Below are 26,706 nucleotides of genomic sequence, written 5' to 3' on the forward strand. Positions count from 1 at the left end.
CATTGCGTTACATTTAAGCCACTTATAGTGATACCTGATGCTCAACGACCTTCAGTTAAACAGTATTCTGGAAGATTTTGATATTGCCTACTGGAAAATCGATCTTCTAACACAAGAGATTACCTGGAGTGAACATTTTGCATCACTTGTAGGGGCGCCTGCTCCACAAACCTCCCCAATTGAACATTTTCTTAATCACATCCTGCACCGGGATTACCGTTATGATTTCAGGGTGGCATATGAGAACCTGCTGGAGGGGGCCACGGGCTTTAGCCAGGAAATAAAATTAAAGCTTCAAAATGATAAATATCGCTGGTTTGAGTGTCGCAATTTAAAAAGCCGGGACAATAATAAAGAAACTGCCGTCCTGCTTTTCGTAAATATTCATCAATCCAAGAGGGACCAGTACACTATAGAGGAAAATTTCTTCTATTACAGGGAAACTGCCGAAATGACCTCTACAGGCGGCTGGTATGTGGATACTGTTACAAAGGCTATCTATTGGGACGATGTAACGAAGAAGATCCTGGACTGCCCGCAGGATTTTCATTTAAACTACGATGAAAGGTTAAGATTTTATGGAAGGGACCACCAGGAGAAAGCAATTTCGTTATTTGATAAATGCGAAAAATACGGGATTCCTTTTAAAGAGGAAATTAAAATGGTCACTCTGTATGGCAGGGAGTTTTGGGTAAGGGCAACCGGAAAGCCGGTTTACAATGAAGAGCAGGAGATCATTGGCATACGCGGGGTTTTCCAGGATATAGACGAAAACAAGAACAACGAGATCAATCTTCAGAATTCCCTGGATATCATAGCCACTCAAAACTCAAGGTTATTTAATTTTGCCCATGTGGTATCACATAACCTAAGATCCCACAGTAGTAACCTGAGCCTGGTGGTGCAGCTGGTCTCGGAATCGCGGGATGCGAAAGAAAAGATCGAGCTGCTGGATAATATTTCAAGTATTTCAGAAAACCTGGATGCTGCGATTACTCAGTTGAATGATATGGTATCCCATCAAAACCTTTTAAAGAAGGAGCGGCGGCAGGTGGCTTTCAGCAATTCTTTGGATGTGGTAGTGGCTTCCATCTCCTCTTTGATCAACAGGGAAAGTGCCAGGATTGTTTCAGATTTTTCAAATTTGAAAGAAATTATGTATATTCCTGAATATCTTGAAAGCATTTTACTAAATTTGATCACAAATGCTATAAGATATAAACAGCCGGGAAGAAAACCGGTTATATTCATACAGTCTTACCTAAAGAATGACCAGCCCTACCTGGAAGTAAGTGATAATGGAATGGGAATAGACCTGGACCGGCATGGGGACAAAATGTTTGGAATGTATAAGACCTTTCACCATAATCCCGACGCTAAAGGCATTGGTTTGTTTATAACAAGGAACCAGGTGGAAACCATGGGGGGTACCATCTCGGTTACAAGTACCGTTAATATTGGTACAACTTTTAAAATCAAATTCTAGAATTTCATGGGGCAAAAAGTAGAACTGGCGTGTATTATCGACGATGATAAAATATACGTGAACCTGGTACGCAAGATCATCGAGATCAAAAAGCTTTCAGAAAACCTTCTCATTTTCAAAAATGGCCTGGAGGCGCTGGATTATTTTAAAGTGATCCTCTCCAATATGACCGAGGAGAAACTTCCGGATATCATCTTCCTGGACCTAAATATGCCTGTCATGGACGGTTGGGAATTCCTGGGGGAATTCATAAAGATCAAGAACAATTTTGATAAAAAGATCACGCTTTATGTGGTATCCTCATCCATTGATCCCCGGGATCTGGAACGGGCAAGATCCTTTAACCTGGTAACAGATTATTTGATAAAACCCATTGAGCTTAAAAAGTTTGAGAAGATCTTTGACCGCGATAAGGATGTGGCTTAACTAGTCTTGTTCTCTTCCTCTTCTTTTTTAGGAAAGGCTTTTTTATTGAACAGCAGCAACAGCACAACTCCCGTGCTTATAGCAGTATCTGCCACATTGAAGACCGGCTCAAAGAAAGTAAAGTGGTCCCCGCCCCAAAATGGGATCCAATCAGGTAAGGTATCATCATATAAAGGGAAGTAAAGCATATCTACTACCTTTCCATAGAAAAGATCGGCATAACCACCACCCTCAGGCATGAACTCTGCCACCCGTCCATAGCTGTCAGTAAAAATGAGTCCGTAAAAAACCGAGTCTATTATATTTCCAAAGGCACCTGCAAAAATGAAAGAGATCGCTACAATAAGTACACGTGATGCGTGGTTCTTTACAGAATCCCATAACCAGTAGGCAATACCAACAATAGCTCCCAATCTAAACAGGGTAAGCAGCAGTTTTCCATACTGTCCCGGGATCTTGGTTCCCCAGGCCATGCCCTCATTCTCTACGAACAGAATACTAAACCAGTCGAAGACTTTTACCTCTTCTCCCAGAACAAAATTAGTCTTAATATATAATTTGGAAATTTGATCTATAAGCAGGATCAAAATTATGATTAGGCTGGCTTTTTTTAAGGACATTGATTGTGTTGTATTTAACCGGTTCCAAAAATACTAATATTATTTAGTTTTTCTCTACCTTAATATCCCCGGTTACAGATCGAAGTTGGATCCTGTTTTGACCTTGAAGATTGGGATCTACCTGTACTTTCCCGGCTACCGAATTTGCCTTCACTTCCACCCCGGCAGTTTGCACCCAAATGTTCCCCCTGTAGGTATTCACCAGGGCATTCCCGGTAAACTGTTCCAGGTGGCAATATCCCTCCTGCAGCTCTGCCTTAAAATTCCTGAAATTTCCTGAAGCTGTAACCGAGGCAATATTTGAGCGCACATATACATCCAGCCCCTGGGGAACTTGAAGGCTAATCTCCATGGAAAACACCTTGTGCGCACTTAATTTATCAAAACCACCCTGCAGGATCTCCCGAAAACGAGAGTTTAGTACCACCCGCTCCTGTGAACGCTCCACATCCAGGTGGATTTCATTATAATATTCCCCTTCACTATATGTGGTAAGAAGGATCTGTTCTCCATCACCCGACCTTATATAAATCTTATAAACCTCATCTGTAAGGATCACTAACTCCTTTACTCCGGCAGCATCAATTAACCTGGAGCTTTCACTCTGGAAAAGGGCAGCCGGGGAGCTGGTTAGGAAAATGAATATGAAGAAAAAATATCTCATAAAGAGGAACTAAAAACGCCCTGTATGAAAATCACATCAGGGCGTTCTAAACTGTTTTAAAACTAACGCTTAGCGTTGCAAGTTCTTCGCTTCAATACTTAAAGTCGCGTGAGGTACAAGCTTAAGGCGTTCTTTATTGATCAATTTACCGGTAACCCTGCAAATCCCGTAGGTTTTGCTTTCTATACGTACCAGGGCATTTTTAAGGTCCCTGATGAATTTCTCCTGACGTATGGCCAGCTGGGAATTTGCTTCCTTGCTTAGGGTCTCACTTCCTTCTTCAAAAGCCTTGAAAGTAGGGGAAGTGTCATCTGTACCATTGTTTCCGTCATTAACATAGGCGCTTTTATAAAGCTCTAGTTGTTCCTGTGCCTTTCTAATCTTTGCCTGGATTAATTCCTTAAATTCCGCCAGCTCGGCATCACTGAAGCGTTCTTTGGTCTCTGTTGACATGGGTCTTAATGTTTTTTGATCCACAATTTAGTGGTGACGTTATCGAATTCCACCTCGCTTCCATCCTTAACCACATCTGCAAATTCGAGGTTTGCAGTTAGTGTCTCGTTTTTGATATAATTTATATTATTTAAGACAGCATCCTCGACAATACCATCCTTCTGTAGGGTCACATCAATAGAATCTGTTACTTCAAATCCAGATTCCTTTCTTAGGTTCTGTATCCTGTTCACAAGTTCCCGGGCAATTCCTTCGTTCTTTAACTCATCTGAGATATGAACATCCAACGCAACGGTCAATCCTCCATTGCTCGCCACCAGCCAGCCCTCGATGTCCTGAGAACTGATTTCCACTTCATTGGCTGCAAAAGTAATCATTTTTCCATTAATTTCAATCGAAATAGTACCCTCGCGTTCAATGGTCGCAATTTGCTCTGGAGTGAAGTTATTTATAGCCGCGCTCACTGCTTTCATGTCTTTTCCAAACCGCGGTCCAAGCACCTTAAAGTTAGGCTTTATTTGCTTCACCAGTAGCCCTGAAGCATCATCTATGAGTTCGATCTCCTTTACGTTTACTTCAGATTTTATAAGATCCTCCACCGCAGCGATCTCTGCTCTTTGCTGCTCATCCAAAATAGGGATCATGATCCTTTGCAGCGGCTGTCTTACCTTGATCATTTCTTTTTTACGCAGTGAAAGTACTAGAGAAGAAATAGTTTGAGCCTTCTGCATTTTGCGCTCCAGTTCCTTATCTATGAATGAGGCATCAAAAACAGGGAATTCTGCCAGGTGAACAGATTCATATTTTTCTTTCCCGGTGGCGGCATTAAGATCCTTATACAGCCTGTCCATAAAGAATGGGGCTACCGGCGCACTTAGTTTTGCAACTGCATCAAGACAAGTGTAAAGAGTTTGGTAAGCAGAGATCTTATCCTGCTCATAATCTCCTTTCCAGAAACGCCTTCTGCTTAACCTTACAAACCAGTTACTAAGGTTTTCCTGCACAAATTCAGAGATTGCACGGGTGGCTTTTGTAGGTTCATATTCTGAATAGATTACATCTACCTTTTGTATAAGAGTGTGTAATTCTGAAAGGATCCACCTATCAATTTCAGGACGTTCAGCTGAAGGAACATCTTCTTCAGAATAAGTGAAATTATCCAGGTTGGCATATAAGCTGAAGAATGAATAGGTGTTATAGAGCGTTCCGAAGAATTTACGGCGCACCTCCCCTATTCCCTCAATATCAAATTTTAAATTATCCCATGGGTTGGCATTGGAGATCATATACCATCGTGTGGCATCGGGTCCAAAAGCAGCCAGGGTTTCAAATGGGTCTACGGCATTGCCAAGACGTTTGGACATTTTCTGGCCGTTCTTGTCAAGTACAAGCCCGTTGGAAACCACATTTTTATAAGCTACATCATCAAAGATCATCGTAGCGATAGCGTGCAGGGTGTAGAACCAACCTCTTGTTTGGTCAACCCCTTCAGCAATGAAATCGGCCTTGCGCTCTCCTCCCTCTACCTTCTCTTTATTTTCAAATGGGTAGTGCCATTGTGCATAAGGCATGGAGCCTGAATCAAACCATACATCAATAAGATCTGCCTCCCTTTTCATTGGCTTACCAGATGGAGATACAAGTATGATTTGATCCACCACATTTTTGTGAAGATCTACTTTATCATAGTTCTCCTCACTCATATTCCCTGGTTCAAAACCTTCGAATATATCTTCTTTTGCTACTCCTGCTTCAATGGCTTTTTTGATCTCAGCCTTAAGTTCAGCAACAGAGCCTATGATCATTTCTTCCTTCCCGTCCTCTGTTCTCCATATTGGCAATGGGATACCCCAATAGCGGCTACGGGAAAGGTTCCAGTCATTTGCATTTGCAAGCCAGTTCCCGAATCTACCTTCTCCGGTAGATTTTGGCTTCCAGTTGATGCCCAGATTAAGCTCATGCATACGATCCTTAAAATCTGTCACCTTGATGAACCAGGAGTCAAGGGGATAATATAATATTGGCTTGTCTGTTCTCCAGCAATTAGGATAACTGTGAACATATTTTTCCACCTTAAAGGCGCGGTTCTCCTCTTTTAATTTGATGGCGATCTCCACATCTACAGATTTCTCCGGGACGTCGCCTTCATCATAATATTCATTTTTCACATACTTCCCGCCAAGTTCCCCAAGCTGCTTTACGAATTTTCCCTGCAGGTCTACCAACGGTACCAGGTTTTCGTTCTCATCCTTGACCAAAAGCGGCGGCACCTCAGGACTTGCCTGTTTAGCTACCATGGCATCATCTGCACCAAAAGTTGGAGAGGTATGTACTATTCCCGTACCATCCTCTGTAGTAACAAAGTCCCCGGCGATTACCCTAAAGGCATTTTCAGGCTTATGGTAAGGCTGCACATAAGGCATCAATTGGTGATACTTGATCTCCACCAGGTCTTTTCCCAGAAAGCTTTCTCCAATTAAATACGGGATCTTATCTCCCTGCTTAAAAGGCTTCAGTCCTTCCTCACTTTCAACCTTTTTAAACTTCTTATCGAATTGTTTTTCAGCAAGATCCTTTGCCACCACAATAGTGATAGGCTCAAATGTATATTGATTATAAGTTTTAACTGTAGTATACTCAATTTTTGGACCCACTGTTAATGCGGTATTGGCCGGCAGGGTCCAGGGAGTAGTGGTCCAGGCGATGAAGAATACATCCTGCGAACCATCCAGAAGAAAATCGGGCAGGGATTCTTTCTTAGCCCTGAACATCGCAGTCACAGTAGTATCTGTAACATCCTGGTAAGTACCCGGCTGGTTAAGTTCGTGAGAACTCAATCCTGTACCTGCTTTTGGGGAATAAGGCTGTATAGTATAACCCTTATAGATAAGGCCTTTTTTGTAGATCTCTGAAAGCAGCCACCATACGGTTTCCATGTATTTGGACTTATAGGTAATATATGGATCGTCCATATCTACCCAGTAACCCATTTTTTCAGTAAGGTCATTCCAAACATCTGTATAACGCATTACTGCATTCTTACAGGCCTGGTTATAGTCCTCTACACTTATTTTCTTTCCAATATCTTCCTTGGTGATCCCAAGCTCCTTCTCTACCCCAAGTTCAATTGGCAAACCATGGGTATCCCACCCTGCTTTACGTTTTACCTGGAAACCTTTTTGAGTTTTATATCGGCAAAAAATATCCTTAATGGCACGCGCCATCACGTGGTGAATACCCGGCAGACCGTTTGCAGACGGTGGACCTTCAAAAAAGATGAAAGGTTCTTTCCCTTCACGGGTGGTCATACTTTTCTCAAATACTTCATTTTCCTTCCAGTAGCCAAGGATCTCCTCGGCTACTTTTGGCAGGTCAAGTCCTTTATATTCAGCGAACTTTTTGCTCATTTCTTCAATATTTCCAATGAGTCGCGAAAATAAGGATTTTTAAGAAATTACGTGATGATTAAATGGTTAAATGATATCATAGCAGCCCCAAGGCTAAAATGTAGAATTAGCATTTGAAGATAAAAATGTGCTACCGGGGAACTGTTTTGTGCTGCAGGGAATTAGTTGCCCACAGCTTCAGATAATTCATCCAGGGTACCATTCACCCTTAGGTCAACTTCTGTTTCATTAAGCATTTTACTATTTGAATGTAATATCCCATTAAAATGGATCTTAAAACGGGTATCTTCCCTGTTAAATATAAAATCCCTGGCACTTTGAGTGAGGCTTCCCCATTCCTTTTCGGCAAATAAGGAAACATCCTCTGTCCCATTGGCGGGGATATAAACAATTTCTTCCAGCTGGCCCACCACCTTCATTTCGTCCCTTATAGTAATGAAAAAGATCCGCTTCTTATCTCTGTGGGAAAAGTATTGAAATTCCTGGCCCTAATAACCAGGTCCAGGCCGTCATCTGAACTAAGGATATTAGTTTCCACTTCTTCAATACTAAATTCCATTTTTTTAAATGCCGGGAGAGTATCGCTCAATTCGAGGTCAAATTCTTCTTTGCCTTCTATTGGAACATCCAGAATGACTGATGCCTTTAGAGCATAGTGTGCACTATCAATATTATTTTCTTTAAAATAACTTAGCACCCGGTCAAGTGGGCCTGACCTTACCTCTAATGGCAATTCTATCACTGTACTATCCCCACTGTTTAAGGTCACGGGATCATCATGCGCATCCTCCACCACCTTAATAGAATCGATGTAAGCCTCGTATTCCAAGCTACTGCTGCTAAATTCGACAGGCAGGGAATTCTTAAAGATCACCTCTGCAATAACATCTACCCTGTCGTCACTTATATTAGTTATTCTGGCTGAGAGGATATCCATTTCAGGAGTTAGGCCCTCTGCTATTATTCCCCCCTGAGATGGTGATGAGGAATCCGAAGAAGAAGAAGAAGAAGAAGAAAACCACCACCATATTCCTGCAACCGCTATTAACAGCACACCAATTAATATTATCCATTTATTATTTCTCATATCATTTCCTTTCTTCAATCACATAGAATAATATCTACTTGTTAAAATTTGAAGATTTAAGAATAAGATATCAATTACGATGTAACTATCACAATAACAAGGGTTAAGGTTTTTATAAGATGCCGGAGGCAGAATAAAAAAAGATCATAAAATAATTCCCGGGGAGAAATATTGGGGTGTGGTAACATACAGCTCAAAACAGCAAGATAGTTTCGGCAGTAAAAACTTCTAAGTTTTAAATTTTGCTTTTAAAAGCTATACCTCAAGGCCAGTACCAGGTTTCTTCCCGGTGCGGTAAGGCCAGATGAATAGGTACGATAGCGCTGGTCGGTAATATTTTCTAAGGATGCCGTGGCTTGCCAGTGTTCGTCGATCTCATACTGCCCGGTAAAATTAAGGGTATACCAGGAAGGGGAGTAAGGATTTCCGTTTTCATCTACAGCATATAAAAATGCTTTGCCCTGTTCCTCCGGTGCCAGGTCCTCATAATCGAACTGCCCGTTGTATTCACTAAAGAAGTCCAGCTTCACTTTCCCGGAAGTCCATACAAGGTGAGTGTTTCCAAATAACGGAGCCGCGTGGCGAAGCGGTACAGTGCTGCCGTCCTCCTGCTCCTCCCTACCGCGGGTAACTGTAAGCTGGGAAAGAATTTTTAAGGCCTGGGAGATCTTTAACTCTGCCCCGGCCTCAATCCCGTAAACATAAGCTCCTGCTGCGTTTTGAATTGCCTGCACCCTACTGGGCTCCCCCTGGTAATCTATAATTGTAACTCCATTAAGATCAAATTCCCTGCGCACCATGGCATCTTCAAGGATGGTATAAAATGTTCCCAGGTCCACGATGAAATTATGGGAGATCTTCCAGTTAAGCCCGGCATCCATATTATAAGCATATTCAGGTCGCAATCCAGGGTTTGGCACAACAACCGCACCGGGCTCAGAGTCAAAGATCTTACCAATATCGTCAATATTAGGAGCCCTGAAGGCTGTAGAAATATTTGCCCTCCAGGTGGTCCTGTGATTTGGTTTCCAGTTTATTCCTGCGCTTCCCGTAAGGGCCCCGGTTTCCAGGTTGGCATTGTCAAATGGGAAATCATAAAAGGAATCCTCAAAATTTGCCCTAAGCAGGATCCTGTTATACCTGGCACCAAACTGTGCATTAAGTTGCTTATTGATCTCCCATTGAAAGCTGCTGTAGGCGGCGATGGATTGCCAGGAGGACCCATCGGGATATCTTGAAGGATCTGGTGCAATTGTATTATTAAGGAGATTTCTTTGAGACCCTGTGGAACCTATAAAATTAAGAACATACTCTGCTCCATAATGGAATTTATCCTTACCAAAGTTTTTTTCGAAATCCAGGTTTGCAGACCAGGCATCTACGTTCTCTTCTGAATGATATTTTATATCACCTCCAAAATCCCGGTCATTTCTGCTTTCATTAAAGAATTGATAAGCACCTGTAAATTTTACCTTGTCATACATTTTCCGGTGGGTTCGGGCTTCAATTTGCACATTTCCCAGAAACCATCTTTGCGGCCCGTAATACCATTCAGCACTACGGGGACGACCGTTCCGCTCCTGGTAGAGCCTGTCGTATCGCGGGAAATTTGAAGTGGTGGAATAATATAAACCCATTGTAAGATCCCACAATTCGTGGGGCTGGTAAGCGATCTTTTGGAGGAGGTTTATCTGGTTATATCCCGTTGGCACCTGCACCCGTGGATCATCATTGTCCACCACGAAATCCTCTCCATTCCTGGTAACGACATACTTGGGCCTTAGATATTCTTGAGGCCCATGGCTTCCCATCCTAAGATCTCCAAAATCTGAATATGAGATACTGCTTAAAAAAGCCCATTTCTCATATCCAAAATTAACATCGGCATGAACGGTTTTCTCATTGCTGGCAGTAGAGAATCTCGTAAATGCATTCCCACTTATATTCTCTTCTTTATAGGAGAAAACCGGTTTCAGGGTATAAAAATTCATCACCCCGCCTATAGCATCACTCCCGTAGATCACAGAGCCGGGGCCCAGGATCACCTCTGCCTCCCGTACTGCCAAAGGATCAACAGAGATTACATTTTGCAGATTCCCGCTGCGAAAGATCGCATTGTTCATACGCACCCCATCTACCGTGAGAAGAAGACGGTTGGTTGCAAACCCTCTTATCATTGGGCTACCACCACCCATCTGGCTCTTTTGCACATATACCTTGCCCGTTCTTTGGAGCATATCGGCAGAAGTTTGAGGGTTGGTAAAGGCAATCTCGGCAGGTTTTATGCTCACCAGTTTTTGCGGCACATCCCTGCTCCTGGAATTAAACCTGGAAACAGAAAGGACGATCTCCTGCAAATTATTATCGTCAATAACCAAATAGACCTTTGCTCCTGCTGCCAATATTTGTTTCTTGGTAGTCACATGTTCCCGGTGGGAAACATGCTTGAAAATGATCACCTCCCCGGGTGAGAACTTTGTAAGATCTGCCCTTCCCTGGCCGGCAGTAAAGGTGCTTTTGGTCTTATCTCTGTTATAGATCGCTACATAGGGCAATGGTTTCCCTGTCTCTTCATCGATAACCAGGACCTCCTGTGCCTGTAATGAATTACATCCTGCAAGAAATAATATAAATAATAGTAACCGCATTAATTAAAAATTTCATTTAGCACCGTAAGGGATTGCGGGTTCCTGAATGATTCAATATGTAAACGGTAATAAGCGAGTAACATGGTAAGAAAATTAGCGCGTGCGCTCCTGGTTAGTTTTATATGCTCCAAGTCATCAAAATTTGTACCGAGAAGCTGCTTTAGAAGTACAAAATTAGGCCCGTCTATACAATACTCATTGGTTTTCTCCTCCTGGAAAATACCATCCAGGAGATTGAAACAGGAACCACCTTCAAGGGAATCATCCGGATAGAACCCCAGGTACCTGGTAAGCTCCAGCAGGAACAACAGGTGAAAGTTGGAAATATTTTCGGTTTGATCAAGGTAATTAACAGCTCCTTCCAGGTAAACGTATAGAGGCTCATTTTGTTCCTCCTCCTGGATGGCACTTCGCAAAACTTCAGAAAGAAACAAGACCATCGTGCTCTTCACCACATTGGTATGGAGACTCTGGTAATGCAACAGCAGCCGGGCATCCTGTAAATATTCCAGTTTACCTTTATCCTTGTGTTTTGCCACCAGCTCCAGCTGGGTGAGCGGCTGGAACATGGAGGCTTTGAATTTCCCTTTCCTTGACTTAAGCACCCCCCGCAGGAGATAGCTCTTTAAGCCTGAGGTTTGAGTAAAGCATCGCACAATAAGATCTGCCTCAGCATACTTAAGCGCGCTAATAACGATTGCCCGGGTGTTTACCAGCATGGAATTTATTTACCACCCGAAGATATAAAAATCGGGGTTTACATTCGGTCCTCTTATTAAGCACCCAACCTTTAATTAATTTCTTACGGGGGTTTCCCTTTGCGCATTAAGCAGGATAGTTTCCATCTCGTTTATAAGCACCGCAAGTTCTTCTGAAAGCTCTTTGAAAACCACGTAAGCACCATCTGTTGGCCTTGCCTCGCCGCTGTCTACTATAAGACCAAGAGTGGCGATCTTATTATTGAGCCGTATAGGATAATTTAAAGGATCCTGGTTACTCTGGTTTTTTACCTGGTATATAGCTTCTTCCACTGCATTCAGGCTTTCCAGCACAGCGGGATCAATATCTTCTCCCTGGCTTTCCTTATATTCTCTAATTTTAATCACCGCCTCATTGGCCTCGCTCACCTTTTCCCTGATCTTGACCAGCAAATCAAATTGCTCCTCCAGGTCTTCCCGGGTTACATCCTCAATTCTTGGATCCATCTTCACTTCAAAGCGTTCACTTTCCGTTTTTCCATTGGCAGTCACCCTTACGGTATACCATCCCGGCACAACCATAGGGCCACGTTCAGGTCTTGCCGACCATAGGATCATCCCGTCAAATACGGTGGATCCGGGCAGGCGCAGGTCCCAGGTGTAAGTATTAAGTCCACGGTTGGTGGTAGGCCCTGTGGTTTTCTTTTCTTCGGAAGGTTTTTCCTCTTTTCCACCCTCTTGTGCTGCCGTTGCTTCTGAAGTTTCCTTCTCCCCCTTTGCCGCCTTGATTCCATCTTCTTCCTTTTCCTCCACCTCTTCAGTAACAAAAGACTGTATAACTTCTCCTGAAGCATCTAGGATCTCGATCTTCACCTCCCCTGCTTCCCGTGCCAGATTATAGTTGAAAACAGCATCCTGCACACGGCGTACTGCGTAATAGGGGGTGTAGAGGTGAAGTTCCTTTGCCAGGTTTTCCTTGTTGTATTCCCTAATGGGTGCAATATCATCAAGGATCCACATGCTCCTGCCGTGGGTGGCGATGGCCAGATCCTTTTCTGTAACGGCAAGGTCCCGTATGGCAACATCGGGTAAATTGAGCTGCAGGGAATTCCACTGTTCCCCGTCGTCAAAGGAAACATACATTCCATGTTCTGTACCTGCATAAAGTACTCCCGGGGTGGTTATATCTTCCCTTACCGCGTGCACATAATGCCCTTCCGGAATCCCGTTTATGATCTTCTTCCAGGTTTTCCCGTAGTCATTGGTCTTAAAGATATATGGGGACCTGTCGTTCATTTGGTAGCGCTTTACTGCCACATAAGCCGCCCCTGCCTTATGCCTCGATGCATCAATAATGCTCACCCGCGAATGCTTTTGAAGGCCGGAAGGAGTGATATTCTCCCAGGATTTTCCATGGTTACGTGTAATATGTATCAGGCCATCGTCTGACCCTGCCCAGAGGGTATTCACCTCGTGAAAAGAAGGTGCCAGCGCATAAATAGTGGCATAGAGTTCTGGGCCACTCATATCCAAAGTGATCTCTCCCCCGCTTACTCCCATGGTCTCAGGATCGGCATAGGTAAGGTCCGGGCTTATTTTTTCCCAGGATTGCCCTTCACTGGTGGTTGTCCACACGTGCTGGGAGGTAACATACAGCCGGTCCTCAAGAGTGGAGAAAACTATAGGGTAGGTCCAATGCACCCGCTCGGGAAGGGTTTCAGCAGCGTTACCCATAAAATAACGCGGATACGGCTCTATACGTCTTCGCTCTCCCGTTCTTCTATTGATCCTGGTGAGAACGGCTGAATAACTACCCGCATAGAAGATATCAAGGTTATTGGGATCCTGGGCAATGCACCCACTTTCACCACCTCCTACCGCATAGGAATGCACCCGGGGTTTAAGGGTATTATTCCCGGCACTAAGAAAATCCCAGCCTTCACTGGGAATGGCCACTGTGCTGTTATCCTGCTGGGCCCCGGCTATGAAATATGGAAAGTCATTAGTTGCTGTAATATGGTAAAGTTGTGCAGTGGGGAAATCCTCATCTGTCCAGGTCTTCCCGCCGTTAACACTTATTGTTCCCCCACCGTCATTGGCCTCTGCCATTCGGTTAGGATCATTGGGGTCTATCCACAGGTCGTGGTTATCGCCATGGGGCACCCTTATTTTCTCGTCAAAAGTTACTCCGCCATCTGTAGATTTCCAGAAATCAACATTGAGTACGTAGACAGTTTCCCTGTCCTTAGGATCGGCATAGATTCGGGTGTAGTAGAATGCCCGCTGGCGCAACTTTCTGTCTTCGTTGGTCCTTTCCCAGGTCATCCCGGCATCATTGGATTGAAAAACGCCACCTTCATTGGCTTCGATGATTGCCCACACCCGGTTGGGATCCACAGGTGAAACGGTTATTCCAATTTTCCCTATCGGCAACTGCGGCATCCCCGGTTTGTTGGTTAGTTCCTCCCAGGTCTTCCCGCCGTTGGTTGATTTGAAAAGGCCGGAGGCACCGCCCCCGCCCCACATTTTCCAGGGGGTGCGGTAAACTTCCCAAATGCTGGCGTAAATAGTTTCAGGATCATTGGGATCCAGGATAATATCTGCTGCCCCGGCCTTTGGCCCTTTGTACAGCACTTTATCCCAGGTCTTCCCGCCATTAGTAGTCTTAAAGACCCCGCGCTCTTCATTGGGCCCAAAGGGATGTCCTAACACTGCGGCATATACTATATCTGGATTGGTGGGATGAATACGAACCCGAGAGACGGTTTGTGAATCTTTTAAACCTACATGTTCCCAGGTCTTTCCTGCATCAACAGATTTGTATATTCCGTCACCCTGCATAATATTCCCACGAAATTGAGATTCCCCCAAGCCTATATACACGACATCGGGATCACTGTCTGCCACATCAACGGCTCCTACAGAGGAGGCATTTATTTGCCCGTCTGTAACAGGATTCCAGGTAAGGCCGCCATCTGTAGTTTTCCAGAGTCCGCCCCCGGTGGCACCAAAATAATATTCGTGGGGCCTGTTCGCATGCCCAGCAATTGCAGTAGATCTTCCACCGCGGTAAGGTCCTGCAATCCTGTATTCAAGGGTTTGAAAAGCTGAGGTGTCAATTTCCTGTTGCGCCTGTATTTTTTGCAGGGACAATAGAGAAAACAATAATGATAAAATTAGAGACAGCGTGAAGTAATAGCCTTTTTGTTTCATAGTATGTAAGGAATGTACTTCAAGTTTAAGGATTTTTTGTCTTTAAAACCTAAAAGTGGTGGGGGAAATGCGGGATAACAGAATTGCCGGCAGGAAATTCTCCTAACTTCAATTATAAGGAAGACTAGTTTTTACTGGACTTTTTGAAGATTTCAAAGTAAAATTTCTCCGGGGCAAGCCTGCAGAGCATTTTAGTGGAACACGTTTTCGAACTTCACTACATTTACTTACGAGGCAAGCGTAGGGGTATTTACCCTCTTCGAATAAAAAATGCCGCTCGAGGAGCGGCACTTAATTTTTTGTATATAAGGTTGGATTATACCACGCCTTGAGCAAGCATAGCATCGGCTACTTTTACGAAACCGGCGATATTTGCACCTTTAACATAGTCAATGTATCCATCTTCTTCAGTTCCAAACTGTACACAGGCTGCGTGAATGTTCTTCATGATCTCGTGAAGTTTTTTGTCAACCTCTTCCGCGGTCCAGCTATATCTCATGGAGTTTTGTGACATTTCAAGACCTGAAGTGGCAACCCCACCGGCATTAGAAGCTTTCCCCGGTGAGAAAAGTATCTTTGCATCCTGGAACACAGCTACAGCCTCTGGCGTACAAGGCATATTGGCACCTTCTCCAACAAGCATACAACCATTTGAAACCAGTTTTTCAGCATCTTCTTTATGAAGCTCATTTTGTGTTGCACAAGGCATTGCCACATCACATTTCACACCCCATGGAGTTTCACCATCGAAATATTTAGCTGAAGAATATTCATCTACATATTCGCTTATTCTTCCTCTTTTCACATTCTTAAGGTCCATGATGAACTGAAGTTTGGAAGCATCAATTCCGTTCTCGTCATAGATATACCCACCGGAATCGGACATAGTGATCACTTTAGCCCTAGTTGGGTAGCTTTTTCAGCAGCATACTGTGCCACATTTCCTGATCCGGAGATAACAACAGATTTTCCTTTTAATGAATCACCCTTTACCTCCAGCATATTTTGCGCAAAGTATACGTTACCGTAACCCGTAGCTTCGGGACGAATTAACGATCCTCCATAAGAAAGGCCTTTTCCGGTAAGAATTCCGGTAAATTCATTTCTCAGCCTCTTGTATTGTCCAAACATATAACCCACTTCACGTGCACCTACACCAATATCTCCTGCAGGAACATCCGTATCTGCACCAATATGGCGCTGCAGCTCTGTCATAAAGCTCTGGCAAAAACGCATCACTTCATTATCTGATTTTCCTTTAGGGTCAAAATCGGCACCACCTTTACCACCGCCCATAGGAAGTGTGGTAAGACTGTTCTTAAACACCTGCTCAAAAGCAAGGAATTTAAGGATACTAAGATTTACTGATGGGTGGAAGCGAATACCTCCTTTATATGGTCCAATTGCAGAGTTCATTTGAATCCTGAACCCGCGATTTACTTGTGTCTTTCCCTGATCATCTATCCACGGCACACGGAACATGATAACCCTTTCCGGCTCTACCATTCGCTCCAGCAACATGGCGTTTTGATATTTTTTATTTTTTTCTATAAATGGAATAACCGTTTCGGCTACTTCATGTACAGCTTGCATAAACTCCGGTTCGTTCTGATTTCTTTTAGATACAACCTCCAAAAAGTCTTTGACATTTTGCTCCATAATACAATGCTATTATTGTTATTAAAAACGTTTGCGTAAACTGATGCAAATATAAAGATTCTTTAATGATAGGCCTTGTAATTTTTTGATTTGATATAAAATTAACGACTCAATTTATTAGCGCAAAGAGGTCTTAAGATACTGTGAAAATTGTTAACTTCTATTTTATATATTTGTTTCTCCTTCAACCGGGTATACATGGCGAAGTTTCGCATTCTTGTTTTCTCAATAATTTTTTGTGCGCTTTCTACTCAAAGAGCAGGAGCACAGATAGGTATTTCCCATGAAGTTGGGGTGATCCTTGGCCCTGCCTCCTTTTTTACCGATTACGGGGAGCGATGGAATTTAAAGAACAATATTGAAAATGCCGGTTTTGGGATAGGGTTTGTGCATTATATGAACTTTGCCTATCAGGCTGAATGTAATTGTTACCCCACTCAAAATTATTTTAGTGATCACTTCAAGATTCGCACAGAGATGGATTACCTCTTTAGCGACCTGGAACATTATGGCCCGGTAGCCAACAAGGATTCTGAAGGTGGAAGGTTGTTACGGGCAATGCACGGCAGGACCCAGCTTCTGGAAATAGGTGCAGCTTTGGAGTATTATCCCCTTAGCATAAAAGATTATACCTCTTTTGGCCTGCGCTTCTCACCTTTCATCGCTGCCGGCTTCCACTTTGTGTATTTCAAGCCCACAGCCTGGTCAGACCTTGGTGAGATAGATAACCCCAAGGTGATATTTCCCACCTTCATAGGAGGAATAGACCTCGACGGGGGATCTACCTGGTCCCTGCAGGGAAGTATTGGTACCCGGTACAGGTTAAACCTGGTAAGTGACCTGGTTGTGGAAGCCAGGTGGAACTATTATGATACCGACTGGCTTGACGGTTTAAATATTGAGGCTCCTCAAAATAAGTACAATGATTTTGTCATGTGGTTCACTGTAGGCTATGTCTACTACCTCAACTACTAAGAATACCCGGTTCCCAAGAGCAAAGAAACAAGAGCCAAGAGCCAAGAAACAAGAACCAGGACTTATTAACAGAATGACTTCGCACTCCTGAGCCCAAACGACATTTGATCTTTCTGTTCTCTGTTCTATTTTCTTTGTTCTCTTTTCTCCAATCAACATTGTTTAACGAAAAAGAAATTTTCATTCCAGAGCCTGTTCCAGGTCCCCGATAAGATCTTCTTCATCTTCAATACCTACACTCAATCTTATAAGAGAATCCACCACCCCGGTTTTCTCACGTTCTTCCACGGGAATTGAGGCATGTGTCATACTTACAGGATGCCCGGCGAGAGATTCAACTCCCCCCAGGGATTCTGCCAGGGTAAATATCTTTAATTTCTCCACTACCTTAACGGCACTTTCAAGGGTGCCCTGTGCAGTAGTAAAAGAGATCATTCCCCCAAAGCCGCTCATTTGCTTTTTAGCGATCTCGTGGTTAGGATTATCTTCAAACCCGGGCCAGTACACTTTTCCAACCCTGGGATGTGTTTTAAGGAACCTTGCGATCTTCTCTCCATTTTCACAATGCCTCTGCATACGTAAGTGTAAGGTCTTTATTCCTCGCAGCACAAGAAAGCTGTCCTGCGGACCACAAATCGCCCCACTTGCATTTTGAATGAAGTATAATTTCTTTGCCAGCTGTTCATCCTTTACAACCAGTCCTCCAAGAACCACGTCGCTGTGGCCTCCCAGGTATTTTGTCGCGCTGTGCATCACAATATCTGCCCCCAGGTCCAGCGGCCGCTGCAGGTATGGCGTGGCAAAGGTATTGTCTACTGCCAGGAGGAGGTTATGCTTTTTGGCAACCCTGGAACAGGCTTCAATATCAATAATATTCATCATTGGATTGGTAGGAGTCTCAACCCAAATAAGCTTTGTGTTTTCATTAATGTGCTCCTCTAAAGAAGAAGCATCCTGCATTCCAATAAACCGAAATTTTAATCCAAAACCTTCAAATATCTTTGTGAATAATCTATATGACCCTCCATATAGATCATTTGTGGATATGATCTCATCACCGGGTTTGAAAAGTTTCATCACGGCATCAATTGCAGCAAGACCTGAACCGAAGGCCATTCCAAATCTCCCATTTTCAATGCTCGCCAGGGAATTTTCAAGGGCGGTGCGGGTAGGATTGGCACTGCGGGAATACTCATAACCCTTATGTCCTCCGGGAGTGGTTTGCGAATAAGTTGTTGTTTGGTATATGGGAGGCATTACTGCTCCATAGGCCGGGTCAATATTCTGTTGTCCCCCATGGATGGTTTTGGTATTGAATTTCATAAATGAGAATTAAAATATTTTTAAAATGAAAACATCCTGATGTTATTAATTATAAGTCGATTACAAGGCAATATCCACAAAGAATAAGGTAAATTATAACCTCTAAATTATTTGCTTCTAATGTACTACTCCTGTTGGGGATTGGCAAAATTGCATGTACCTTTATCCCTAATTTAACAATGAAAAATGCCGTGAAAAAGCTGCTTTGCACTCTTTTTATTATCACATTATTAACCGGTTGCGGGAAAGAGACCCCTCCACCTGTATTTGAGGAATTTCATATCGATGAGGTATCCAGTGTAGACTGCGACCCCGAGGAGGAAAATTGTGCTTTTATAAGCATTCATATTCCCTGGGCCAAAAATGACAATGACAGGAACAGGAACATTAACCGGCATATAGAGCAGCATGTCATCAATTTGATCGACTTCCAGGAGGAAAATGATTTTGGAAGCCTGGAAGCACTTTCGCAGAATTTTATCGATAATTATGAAGCATCTGCAAAGGAATTCCCGGAATACAACATCCCCTGGGAGGCATCAGTCGCAGGAAGGATCTTAACAAATTCGCCTGAACTTATCTCCATGGAATTTAAACTGGCCATTTTCACCGGCGGGGCTCATGGATTTACAAGTACCAGTTACCTCAACTTTAACCCGGAAACAGGGGAGACCTATGAAACTTCAGAGCTTTTCACTTCGGAATTCAATGAGTATGCAGAGCGTTTATTCCGTGAGAAGAATGATATCCCGCAGGACCAGCCCATCAACAGTACCGGATATTTCTTTGAGGGTGACAGCTTCAGCCTGCCACAGAACATTGGTTTTTACCGTAACAGGATCATATTAAGGTATAACGCTTATGAAGTAGCCTCATATTCAGAAGGGGGCATACAGCTGGAGATACCAAAGGAACAGGCAGAAGAATACCTGAAGATACTTTAAGTTCATAAGACCTTCAGCAAAAAAATAAAGTATGAAAAAGATTTACCATCTCTCCACCTGTGACACCTGCAAGAAAATTTTAAAGGAACTGGAGCCGCCACAGTCATTTATCCTTCAGGACATCAAGAACGAACCTATTACAGGGGAACAGGTGGATGAAATGGAGCGCCTGGCAGGAAGCTATGAGGCTCTTTTCAGCAAAAGAGCAAGATTGTATAAGGAGCGGAATTTAAAAAACGAAACATTAAATGAAGCTCAATACCGAAAGTTAATCCTTGAGCATTACACATTTTTGAAGCGGCCGGTTATCATTAATAATGGGGAGATATTCATTGGAAATTCCAAAAAAACCGTGGAGGCTGCCAAAAAAGCGATAAATGGATAACAGGAGGTTACTGGCCATCCTGGCTGCAACAGGAGCCGGTACTATCTATGGCATCAATCACACCCTGGCCAAAGGGGTGATGCCAGACCATATTGAGCCTTTTGGGTTTATACTTTTAAGAGTTCTTGGCGCTGCCATTCTCTTTTGGGCGATTAGCATCTTTGGGCCCCGGGAGAAGATCGCAACCAGTGACTGGCCCAGGATCCTGGGTTGCACCGTTTTTGGTATGGTGATCAATATGCTCATGTTCTTTAAAGGACTTAGCCTATCCACCCCCATAAACAGCTCAGTCATCGTTACCCTCTCCCCAATCCTGGTGCTTATTCTGGCAGCAATCCTAATCAAAGAACGAATTACCATCCTTAAGATCACGGGCATCCTCTTGGGGCTGGCCGGCGCCTTAAGCCTGGTGCTTTTTAGTGCCGAGAAAGCTGAAAATGCACCTAACATTCCCCTGGGAAATATTTTCTTTATGATAAATGCCATTTCTTACGGATTGTACCTAATCCTGGTCAAGCCTTTAACAGCCAAATATCATCCTTTCACCCTTATGAAGTGGTTCTTTCTCCTGGCGGTGATCATTAACTTTCCTATCGCCTGGCCAGAATTTTCAAGGGTGGAATGGCTGAAACTTCCGGTTGATGCAATCTGGAAAATGGGATTTGTTGTGGTAGGCACCACCTTTCTCACCTATCTTTTTAATGTCTATGCTTTAAAGGAACTAAGTGCCTCTACCATAAGCGCCTTCATTTACCTACAGCCTCTCATCGCGATCATCTATGCCGTAAGCACAGGAGCAGATACCCTAACCACCGTAAAGATCCTTGGAGCTGTGCTGGTTTTTGCAGGAGTTTATCTGGTAACCAGAAAGACGGGACCTAAAGCTGTTCGGGATTAATATCCATGGGTTTTTTTCCAAAGCGACGGGTGTCCTCTTTGGTTAAGACCTTAAAATCTTTAGTGTGATCCAAACTGCTTAGGTTTTCAAAAAGTTCCTGCGGCAGGCCAATGAGTTTTCGCTCCTTAAGGTCTATCCAGGCTCCCATCATTTCACAGCTGGCAAAATTCCTGCCTTTGTGATCGTAAAAATTATGTACGAACTCAAAATACATCCCGTCTTCTGAAAGTCCTTTTAATTGCAGGGTGACCTTTACCGGACGACCGGCAAATACCTCCTTGAAATAATAGACATGTTCATAGAAAACTACCGGGCCAATATTATATTTTGCCAGCTCCCGGTGTCCAAAACCATTCTCCATAAGAAAACCCATACGGGTGTGGCTCATAAAATTGATGTATGCAGTGTTGGCAAGGTGCCTGTTGGCATCCAGGTCACTCCATCTTATATCAAATTCTTTAACGTACATATCTTGTATTTGCTTTCCCGCTAAAATACCAAATTTTTATTATGCACGCATAATTGTTTTGTTTTTTGTAACATTGTCCATCTTGTCAATTTATTGCAATTTAGCCATATGCCGGTTATAGAAAGTACATACAAAGCTCCGTTGCTTTTCAGGAATTACCATATAAGCACCATATATGCATCTGCCCTGCGTAAAGTCCCCCGGCCACCATTCAAACGTGAGCGGCTGGAGTTAGAGGACGGGGACTTTATGGACATAGACTGGAGCAGCGCCCCCGGTAAAAATACGAGGGTTGTAATCATCCTCCATGGGCTGGAGGGAAGTTCCAACCGGCCTTATGTAATGGGAATGACGAATCATTTTAATAAGAACGGCTGGGATGTGGCAGCAGTGAATTTGAGAGGTTGCAGCGGGGAGATGAACCGGCTCTACCGCTCCTATAATGCCGGTGCCAGCGAGGACCTGGAACAGGTGATAGCCCATATTTTGGATGGGAATATTTATTCTGAACTGGCCTTAACAGGTTTTAGCCTTGGTGGGAATCTTATGCTGAAGTACCTGGGTGAAGACCGCAAACTCCCCAAAGAGATCAAGGGAGCGGTGGCAATTTCTGCGCCCTGTGACCTTTATAAGTCCTTACTGAAATTGCAGGAGCCACAGAATTTCATCTATTCCAGGCGCTTTGTAAATAAGCTGAAGAAGCAGTTACTGTTAAGAGAGCAAAAATTCCCTGGGCAAATCTCCACAGAGGAGATCGCTTCCTGCAGGAGCCTTTATTCTATTGATGACCTCTACACCGGTAAGGCGCATGGGTTTGAGGGAGCCAGGGATTACTATGAAAAAAGCAGCGCCCTCAATTTTATTCCTAACATTAAGATACCTACCCTGCTGCTCAACGCCACCAATGATGCCTTTCTTTCCAGGAATTCCTCCCCCGAAGGGCTTGCACAAAACAACAGGCATTTCTATTTGGAGACACCAAAACATGGAGGCCACGTTGGGTTCCTCCAGAATAAAGAGGAAACATATGCCGAGGAGAGAGCTGTTGAATTCATAAATAAACATGCCCGGTAAAAGTTTCCAGCTAATGCTGCTACCAGAACCTGGACTTTAAGTCCTATGTCCTTAATTAGCCTTACCCCCTCCAGGAAATTTATGTCTCCCTATGTAGAAGTGATTTACTCCTTGACTATTATATATACTGGTTTCAGGGAAATTCTATTTATTTTAATCTGGCCACTACGAAATTATTTTAAATGGAACCGGTCAAGGAGTGACAGCTTTATAATATTTTTACAATAAGCAATAGCGGCAGTACACATGGATTTTAATAACACAGAAACAGGTAAAATAGCCAAAATAAGATCCTTTGGGTTCTTTATGAAGGGTATTGTTTATATGATCCTGGGATCCCTCACCTTTATGGCGGCTTTCGGTTGGGGCGGGGATGTTTCAAGCCGTAGGAATGTTATTAAATTCCTCCTTGACCTCCCTTTGGGTAAAGCTCTTATAGGGATCGCATCCTTGGGCTTTTTGCATATGCCCTCTGGAGATTTTATCAAACAGTAAGACGTCCCAAAGGAAAAGCCGATGAGAAGAAAATAAAATCAATTTTTAAAAGGATTAGATATTTTTATTCCGGTTTATTATATGGTACCATTGCCTATTCCTTTGCAAAGCCGCTTATAAGGGCTCTCATGGGTAACAGTAAGGCCAGTGTGGAAGACAATGACAATGGTGATGAAAAGGCCGCACTTTGGGAACTACTTTCCATGGACTGGGGTAAGGCTTTGCTCTGGCTCCTGGCAGCGATCATTGTTGGACAGGCAATTCAGCAATTTTATATAGCTTACACAGCGAGTTATATGAAGAAGATAGACAATTATCCCAGTATAAAACACGAATATGATTTCATTAGAAAATCTGGCAGAATGGGCTATATTTCAAGAGGGGTGGTTTTTGGGATACTGGCGTTTTTTATCGTGGAAGTCATCCTGCAGCATAATGCCAACGCATACCAGGGTACAGAAGGTGCCCTGCAATACCTGCTTACATTTAGTTATGGCACCTGGCTCCTGGGGGTTGTGGCACTTGGATTGACCCTATACGGTCTCTTTAATGTGATGGTTGCCCGGCATGCGAATCTCACCAGGCTTACCTGATCGCTAAAAATAATTTTCACCTTTAATAAATGCAAGGTTTGGCTATATCTCAAGAGGGCCTGGCCACAACCTGTTCCACTAATTTGATTATCTTTGCGCAACTATTTAAAAATCACGCATGATCCAGTCAATGACAGGTTTTGGAAAAAGCTTAATACAGCTACCTTCCAAAAAGATAACGGTAGAGATCAAATCCTTAAACAGCAAGACCCTGGACCTTAATGCCAGGATCCCGGGACAATACCGGGAAAAAGAATTACAGCTTCGAAACACCATTGGTGCCGCCCTGGTAAGGGGAAAGGTGGATTTCTCCCTATATGTAGAGGTTACTGGAGAGGAAACAGCAGCTTCAGTAAACCCGGCGGTAGTGAAAAAATATATACAGCAGTTAAGAGAGATCGTCCAGGGTGATGAGACTGAGTTACTAAAAATGGCTGTAAGAATGCCCGATGCTTTGAAAACGGAAAGGGAAGAAATAGACGAGGATGAATTTGCTTCCATAGAGCAGGCGGTAATAGAGGCCTTAAAGGAGATCAATACCTTTCGTACAGATGAGGGCCTCGCTCTTGAAAAAGACCTCAAACAAAGGATTACCAATATAGAATCCCTTTTGAAAGACATCATCGCCATGGATCCAGACAGGATCGCCGGCGTTAGGGAACGCCTTAGAAAAGGAGTGGCAGAGCTAAAGGAGAATGTAGATGAGAACCGCTTTGAACAGGAACTTGTGTTCTACATTGAAAAATTTGATATTACTGAGGAAAAGGTACGTCTTGATAACCATCTATCCTACTTTAAGGAAACTATAGAGTCTGCAGACTCCAACGGAAGGAAACTTGCCTTCATCTCCCAGGAAATGGGCAGGGAGATCAATACCATAGGTAGCAAGTCCAACTACGCACCTATGCAGCAACTGGTAGTGCAAATGAAGGATGAGCTGGAAAAGATCAAAGAACAACTTTTAAACGTACTCTAATGCAAGGCGGAAAATTAATTGTATTCTCGGCACCATCGGGTTCGGGAAAAACTACCATTGTACGACACTTACTAGCCCAGCCTGAACTTAAGCTGGATTTCTCAATATCTGCCACCTCGCGGGAACCACGCGGCGGGGAGGTCAATGGAAAGGATTACTACTTTCTTTCCCTGGCCGATTTTAAGAAGAAGATAAAAAATGATGAATTCCTTGAATGGGAAGAAGTGTACCGGGATAACTTTTACGGCACCTTAAAAACTGAAGTTGAAAGAATATGGGCTGCAGGTAAAAATGTGATCTTTGATATTGATGTAGTGGGAGGTTTGGACATTAAGCATATATATCCTGAACAAACCCTTGCTGTATTTGTTAAACCTCCCAGTATAGAGGAACTCAAAATTCGTTTAAAGAAACGTAAGACAGAGAGCGACGACAAAATAAATATGCGCGTGGCCAAAGCCTCTATTGAACTTGCCACAGCCCCACAGTTTGATTTTATAATCGAGAATAATAACCTTCAAACTGCATTAAATGAAGCTTACGACCTGGTTTCAACCTTTGTGAAAGCAGAAAAAAACGACCAATGAAAAAGAAAGTAGGTCTTTATTTCGGGACCTTTAATCCTATTCATACAGGGCATCTTATAGTTGCTAATTTCATGGTTGAGTTCAGCGACCTTGATGAAGTTTGGCTGGTAGTTACCCCACATAATCCTTTTAAGAAAAAAAGCAGCTTGCTGGAGAACCATCACAGGCTGGAAATGGTATACCTGGCCTGCGAAGGACACGAAAAACTGAAGCCCTGCGATGTGGAATTTAGGTTACCACAACCCAATTATACTGCCACTACCCTGGCAAAGCTGGAAGAAGACCACCCCAATTATGAATTTTCCCTCATTATGGGAGAGGATAATCTCAACAGTTTTCACAGGTGGAAGAATTACGAGGTCATCCTGGAGCGCCATTCCATTTACGTTTATCCTCGTATCTCTGAAGGGGAAATGGATGACAGGTTCAAGGAGCATCAAAAGATCCACCGGGTGGAAGCCCCTGTGATCGAGATCTCCTCATCATTTATAAGACAGGCTATAAAAGAAGGGAAAAATATTACCACTATGTTACCTCCAAAAGTTTGGGAATATATTGATAGAATGAACTTTTATAAATAGGCGTTTCTAATTATTAATCTATTCGTCCGTTTAAACATCTTAATACCTCTTTGAGTTCGGTTAACCGGCCTGGCTTTTGTCGGTTGTAGGTTGTAGGTTGTAGGTTGTAGGTTAAAAAAGTGGAAAGTGAAGAGTAGATAGTCAGGATGTGTTAAAAACTGGAGAGAAGAACGGGGGGATAGTCGTTCGTAAGTCGTTAGTCTCAAGGGGGCATTTCCCTATTTTCTTAGTCCTGGCTCTTGTTTCTTGTTTCTTGTTTCTTGGCTCCTGTTCCCAGGTTGGTTCCTGGTTTTAATTTTGAAGAGCATAATTTGACAGAACACAAGACAAGGATAAAAAAAAAGATCCCGCTACTTGATAATAGCGGGATCTTCTTTTGTAAAGAACTGTCTAAGAAACCTTTTTGAAAGTTCGGTTGGGTTAATTGATCCTACTTTTTTCATTGTGGACCTATAACTTTGCACTTCGACTGCGCTCAATGTAACCTTCTCAAATCTTTTAAACAGTTCTTTGTACTTTATTATTTCCTGGCCGGAATGCGCAGCACCTGCCCGGGATATATTTTGTCGGGATGCTTCAACATTGGCTTATTGGCCTCAAAAATCTCATTGTATTTATTGGCATCTCCATAATGTTCTTTGGATATTTTACTTAAGGTATCGCCTGTTTCTACAGTATGGAAAACAGCTTCGGGTTCCTTATTTTCTACTTCCATTCGATCATCAACTTCAGCAATACCCTCAACATTTCCAACTACCAGGACAACCTTTTCCCTGGTGGACTGGTCTTTTGCCTTCCCCTTGACAGTAGCTGTGTCGCCTTCTATATCTATTTTAAGCCCATCTACCTGCAGGCTTAGGTCCCTTATTGTTTCTTCCAGCTTTCGGGCCGCCTTCTGGTCTTCCTGCCTCTCCTGTTCATTTATCTCTCCTTCAACCCTGGCAGTTTCCTTTCGGGTTTCTTTATTAGGACCAAAAACCTTGGCGCCTGCATTCTTTATAAATTTGAACAATCCCATAGCTCTACTTTGTGTTTTTTCTAAAGT

At 43.3% G+C, this 26,706-nt stretch carries 24 protein-coding genes and 1 pseudogene; 12 read left to right on the top strand and 13 right to left on the bottom strand.

Annotated elements, in window-relative coordinates:
* The first annotated feature begins 37 nt into the window (after positions 1-37).
* The gene (locus FHG64_RS08885; RefSeq protein WP_139066062.1) at positions 38-1,486 is read left to right on the top strand and encodes a sensor histidine kinase; all 1,449 of its coding nucleotides are present in this window, start codon (positions 38-40) and stop codon (positions 1,484-1,486) included.
* 6 nt (positions 1,487-1,492) lie between these two features.
* Entirely contained in the window at positions 1,493-1,912 is a 420-nt protein-coding gene (locus FHG64_RS08890) for a response regulator (protein ID WP_139066063.1), read from the top strand.
* Here FHG64_RS08890 and FHG64_RS08895 read toward each other — a convergent pair.
* The 10 genes and pseudogenes from FHG64_RS08895 to gdhA form a co-directional block, all read right to left on the bottom strand.
* On the bottom strand, positions 1,909-2,532 hold the full coding sequence (locus FHG64_RS08895; protein ID WP_139066064.1) for a lipoprotein signal peptidase: 624 nt from the start codon (positions 2,530-2,532) through the stop codon (positions 1,909-1,911). The genes FHG64_RS08890 and FHG64_RS08895 overlap by 4 nt on opposite strands.
* A gap of 43 nt (positions 2,533-2,575) precedes the next feature.
* Positions 2,576-3,196 (bottom strand): DUF4097 family beta strand repeat-containing protein, encoded by a 621-nt coding sequence (locus tag FHG64_RS08900; RefSeq protein WP_139066065.1) that lies wholly within the window; start codon positions 3,194-3,196, stop codon positions 2,576-2,578.
* A gap of 69 nt (positions 3,197-3,265) precedes the next feature.
* Entirely contained in the window at positions 3,266-3,649 is a 384-nt protein-coding gene (locus tag FHG64_RS08905; protein WP_139066066.1) for a TraR/DksA family transcriptional regulator, read from the bottom strand.
* 5 nt (positions 3,650-3,654) lie between these two features.
* Positions 3,655-7,056, bottom strand: coding sequence for an isoleucine--tRNA ligase (gene ileS / locus FHG64_RS08910; RefSeq protein WP_139066067.1), 3,402 nt, complete (start codon positions 7,054-7,056; stop codon positions 3,655-3,657).
* A 161-nt stretch (positions 7,057-7,217) separates the two neighbouring features.
* Positions 7,218-7,475 carry a hypothetical protein gene (locus FHG64_RS08915; RefSeq protein ID WP_139066068.1) on the bottom strand — a complete coding sequence of 86 codons (258 nt, stop codon included), beginning with the start codon at positions 7,473-7,475 and terminating at the stop codon, positions 7,218-7,220.
* 8 nt (positions 7,476-7,483) lie between these two features.
* Complete coding sequence (locus tag FHG64_RS08920; RefSeq protein WP_139066069.1) at positions 7,484-8,143, bottom strand: NDR1/HIN1-like protein; 660 nt, start codon at positions 8,141-8,143, stop codon at positions 7,484-7,486.
* A gap of 248 nt (positions 8,144-8,391) precedes the next feature.
* Positions 8,392-10,791 carry a TonB-dependent receptor gene (locus FHG64_RS08925; protein ID WP_139066070.1) on the bottom strand — a complete coding sequence of 800 codons (2,400 nt, stop codon included), beginning with the start codon at positions 10,789-10,791 and terminating at the stop codon, positions 8,392-8,394.
* Entirely contained in the window at positions 10,791-11,510 is a 720-nt protein-coding gene (gene recO, locus FHG64_RS08930; protein ID WP_139066071.1) for a DNA repair protein RecO, read from the bottom strand. The genes FHG64_RS08925 and recO overlap by 1 nt, the downstream gene beginning before the upstream one ends.
* 75 nt (positions 11,511-11,585) lie before the next feature.
* Positions 11,586-14,702, bottom strand: coding sequence for a WD40/YVTN/BNR-like repeat-containing protein (locus FHG64_RS08935; protein WP_139066072.1), 3,117 nt, complete (start codon positions 14,700-14,702; stop codon positions 11,586-11,588).
* Between the two features lie 316 nt (positions 14,703-15,018).
* Positions 15,019-16,361 (bottom strand): annotated as a pseudogene (gdhA, locus tag FHG64_RS08940) (NADP-specific glutamate dehydrogenase).
* Positions 16,362-16,559: 198 nt separating this feature from the next.
* Here gdhA and FHG64_RS08945 point away from each other — a divergent pair.
* Positions 16,560-17,336 (top strand): THC0290_0291 family protein, encoded by a 777-nt coding sequence (locus FHG64_RS08945; protein ID WP_139066073.1) that lies wholly within the window; start codon positions 16,560-16,562, stop codon positions 17,334-17,336.
* 180 nt (positions 17,337-17,516) lie between these two features.
* On the opposite strand, the gene FHG64_RS08950 is transcribed toward FHG64_RS08945, so the two are convergent.
* Entirely contained in the window at positions 17,517-18,659 is a 1,143-nt protein-coding gene (locus FHG64_RS08950; protein WP_139066074.1) for a cystathionine gamma-synthase, read from the bottom strand.
* 179 nt (positions 18,660-18,838) lie between these two features.
* Here FHG64_RS08950 and FHG64_RS08955 point away from each other — a divergent pair, with 179 nt between their 5' ends.
* The 3 genes from FHG64_RS08955 to FHG64_RS08965 are packed head-to-tail and all read left to right on the top strand — an operon-like array spanning position 18,839 to position 20,886.
* Positions 18,839-19,603, top strand: coding sequence for a DUF3298 and DUF4163 domain-containing protein (locus FHG64_RS08955; RefSeq protein ID WP_139066075.1), 765 nt, complete (start codon positions 18,839-18,841; stop codon positions 19,601-19,603).
* A 31-nt stretch (positions 19,604-19,634) separates the two neighbouring features.
* Positions 19,635-19,988, top strand: a complete 354-nt coding sequence (locus FHG64_RS08960) for an arsenate reductase family protein (RefSeq protein WP_139066076.1) — start codon at positions 19,635-19,637, stop codon at positions 19,986-19,988.
* Positions 19,981-20,886 carry a DMT family transporter gene (locus FHG64_RS08965; RefSeq protein WP_139066077.1) on the top strand — a complete coding sequence of 302 codons (906 nt, stop codon included), beginning with the start codon at positions 19,981-19,983 and terminating at the stop codon, positions 20,884-20,886. The genes FHG64_RS08960 and FHG64_RS08965 overlap by 8 nt, the downstream gene beginning before the upstream one ends.
* On the opposite strand, the gene FHG64_RS08970 is transcribed toward FHG64_RS08965, so the two are convergent.
* On the bottom strand, positions 20,867-21,382 hold the full coding sequence (locus tag FHG64_RS08970) for an acyl-CoA thioesterase (RefSeq protein ID WP_353057335.1): 516 nt from the start codon (positions 21,380-21,382) through the stop codon (positions 20,867-20,869). The genes FHG64_RS08965 and FHG64_RS08970 overlap by 20 nt on opposite strands.
* Positions 21,383-21,463: 81 nt before the next feature.
* Here FHG64_RS08970 and FHG64_RS08975 point away from each other — a divergent pair, with 81 nt between their 5' ends.
* From FHG64_RS08975 to nadD, 6 genes are all read left to right on the top strand, one after another.
* The gene (locus FHG64_RS08975) at positions 21,464-22,429 is read left to right on the top strand and encodes a YheT family hydrolase (protein ID WP_139066079.1); all 966 of its coding nucleotides are present in this window, start codon (positions 21,464-21,466) and stop codon (positions 22,427-22,429) included.
* A gap of 246 nt (positions 22,430-22,675) precedes the next feature.
* Positions 22,676-22,924, top strand: a complete 249-nt coding sequence (locus FHG64_RS08980; RefSeq protein WP_139066080.1) for a DUF1206 domain-containing protein — start codon at positions 22,676-22,678, stop codon at positions 22,922-22,924.
* Positions 22,925-22,977: 53 nt separating this feature from the next.
* Positions 22,978-23,517: a DUF1206 domain-containing protein gene (locus FHG64_RS08985; RefSeq protein ID WP_353057336.1), complete on the top strand. Its 540-nt coding sequence runs from the start codon at positions 22,978-22,980 to the stop codon at positions 23,515-23,517.
* Between the two features lie 118 nt (positions 23,518-23,635).
* The gene (locus FHG64_RS08990; protein ID WP_139066082.1) at positions 23,636-24,493 is read left to right on the top strand and encodes a YicC/YloC family endoribonuclease; all 858 of its coding nucleotides are present in this window, start codon (positions 23,636-23,638) and stop codon (positions 24,491-24,493) included.
* A complete protein-coding gene (gmk, locus tag FHG64_RS08995) occupies positions 24,493-25,080 on the top strand; it encodes a guanylate kinase (RefSeq protein WP_139066083.1) in 588 nt (195 codons plus the stop codon). The genes FHG64_RS08990 and gmk overlap by 1 nt, the downstream gene beginning before the upstream one ends.
* Complete coding sequence (nadD, locus tag FHG64_RS09000; protein ID WP_139066084.1) at positions 25,077-25,661, top strand: nicotinate (nicotinamide) nucleotide adenylyltransferase; 585 nt, start codon at positions 25,077-25,079, stop codon at positions 25,659-25,661. Before gmk ends, nadD begins: the two co-directional genes overlap by 4 nt.
* A gap of 520 nt (positions 25,662-26,181) precedes the next feature.
* Here the strand turns inward: nadD and lysM are convergent.
* Entirely contained in the window at positions 26,182-26,679 is a 498-nt protein-coding gene (gene lysM / locus FHG64_RS09005) for a peptidoglycan-binding protein LysM (RefSeq protein WP_139066085.1), read from the bottom strand.
* Between the last annotated feature and the right edge of the window lie 27 nt (positions 26,680-26,706).

Source organism: Antarcticibacterium flavum, assembly GCF_006159205.1.
In the GTDB taxonomy this organism is placed as follows: domain Bacteria; phylum Bacteroidota; class Bacteroidia; order Flavobacteriales; family Flavobacteriaceae; genus Gillisia; species Gillisia flava.

Bases quoted from the DNA above. Each gene is read 5' to 3' on its own strand.
- FHG64_RS08885 (WP_139066062.1), top strand. From the start codon at position 38: ATGCTCAACGACCTTCAGTTAAACAGTATTCTGGAAGATTTTGATATT.
- FHG64_RS08890 (WP_139066063.1), top strand. From the start codon at position 1,493: ATGGGGCAAAAAGTAGAACTGGCGTGTATTATCGACGATGATAAAATA.
- FHG64_RS08895 (WP_139066064.1), bottom strand. From the start codon at position 2,532: ATGTCCTTAAAAAAAGCCAGCCTAATCATAATTTTGATCCTGCTTATA.
- FHG64_RS08900 (WP_139066065.1), bottom strand. From the start codon at position 3,196: ATGAGATATTTTTTCTTCATATTCATTTTCCTAACCAGCTCCCCGGCT.
- FHG64_RS08905 (WP_139066066.1), bottom strand. From the start codon at position 3,649: ATGTCAACAGAGACCAAAGAACGCTTCAGTGATGCCGAGCTGGCGGAA.
- ileS (WP_139066067.1), bottom strand. From the start codon at position 7,056: ATGAGCAAAAAGTTCGCTGAATATAAAGGACTTGACCTGCCAAAAGTA.
- FHG64_RS08915 (WP_139066068.1), bottom strand. From the start codon at position 7,475: ATGAAGGTGGTGGGCCAGCTGGAAGAAATTGTTTATATCCCCGCCAAT.
- FHG64_RS08920 (WP_139066069.1), bottom strand. From the start codon at position 8,143: ATGAGAAATAATAAATGGATAATATTAATTGGTGTGCTGTTAATAGCG.
- FHG64_RS08925 (WP_139066070.1), bottom strand. From the start codon at position 10,791: ATGCGGTTACTATTATTTATATTATTTCTTGCAGGATGTAATTCATTA.
- recO (WP_139066071.1), bottom strand. From the start codon at position 11,510: ATGCTGGTAAACACCCGGGCAATCGTTATTAGCGCGCTTAAGTATGCT.
- FHG64_RS08935 (WP_139066072.1), bottom strand. From the start codon at position 14,702: ATGAAACAAAAAGGCTATTACTTCACGCTGTCTCTAATTTTATCATTA.
- FHG64_RS08945 (WP_139066073.1), top strand. From the start codon at position 16,560: ATGGCGAAGTTTCGCATTCTTGTTTTCTCAATAATTTTTTGTGCGCTT.
- FHG64_RS08950 (WP_139066074.1), bottom strand. From the start codon at position 18,659: ATGAAATTCAATACCAAAACCATCCATGGGGGACAACAGAATATTGAC.
- FHG64_RS08955 (WP_139066075.1), top strand. From the start codon at position 18,839: ATGAAAAATGCCGTGAAAAAGCTGCTTTGCACTCTTTTTATTATCACA.
- FHG64_RS08960 (WP_139066076.1), top strand. From the start codon at position 19,635: ATGAAAAAGATTTACCATCTCTCCACCTGTGACACCTGCAAGAAAATT.
- FHG64_RS08965 (WP_139066077.1), top strand. From the start codon at position 19,981: ATGGATAACAGGAGGTTACTGGCCATCCTGGCTGCAACAGGAGCCGGT.
- FHG64_RS08975 (WP_139066079.1), top strand. From the start codon at position 21,464: ATGCCGGTTATAGAAAGTACATACAAAGCTCCGTTGCTTTTCAGGAAT.
- FHG64_RS08980 (WP_139066080.1), top strand. From the start codon at position 22,676: ATGGATTTTAATAACACAGAAACAGGTAAAATAGCCAAAATAAGATCC.
- FHG64_RS08990 (WP_139066082.1), top strand. From the start codon at position 23,636: ATGATCCAGTCAATGACAGGTTTTGGAAAAAGCTTAATACAGCTACCT.
- gmk (WP_139066083.1), top strand. From the start codon at position 24,493: ATGCAAGGCGGAAAATTAATTGTATTCTCGGCACCATCGGGTTCGGGA.
- nadD (WP_139066084.1), top strand. From the start codon at position 25,077: ATGAAAAAGAAAGTAGGTCTTTATTTCGGGACCTTTAATCCTATTCAT.
- lysM (WP_139066085.1), bottom strand. From the start codon at position 26,679: ATGGGATTGTTCAAATTTATAAAGAATGCAGGCGCCAAGGTTTTTGGT.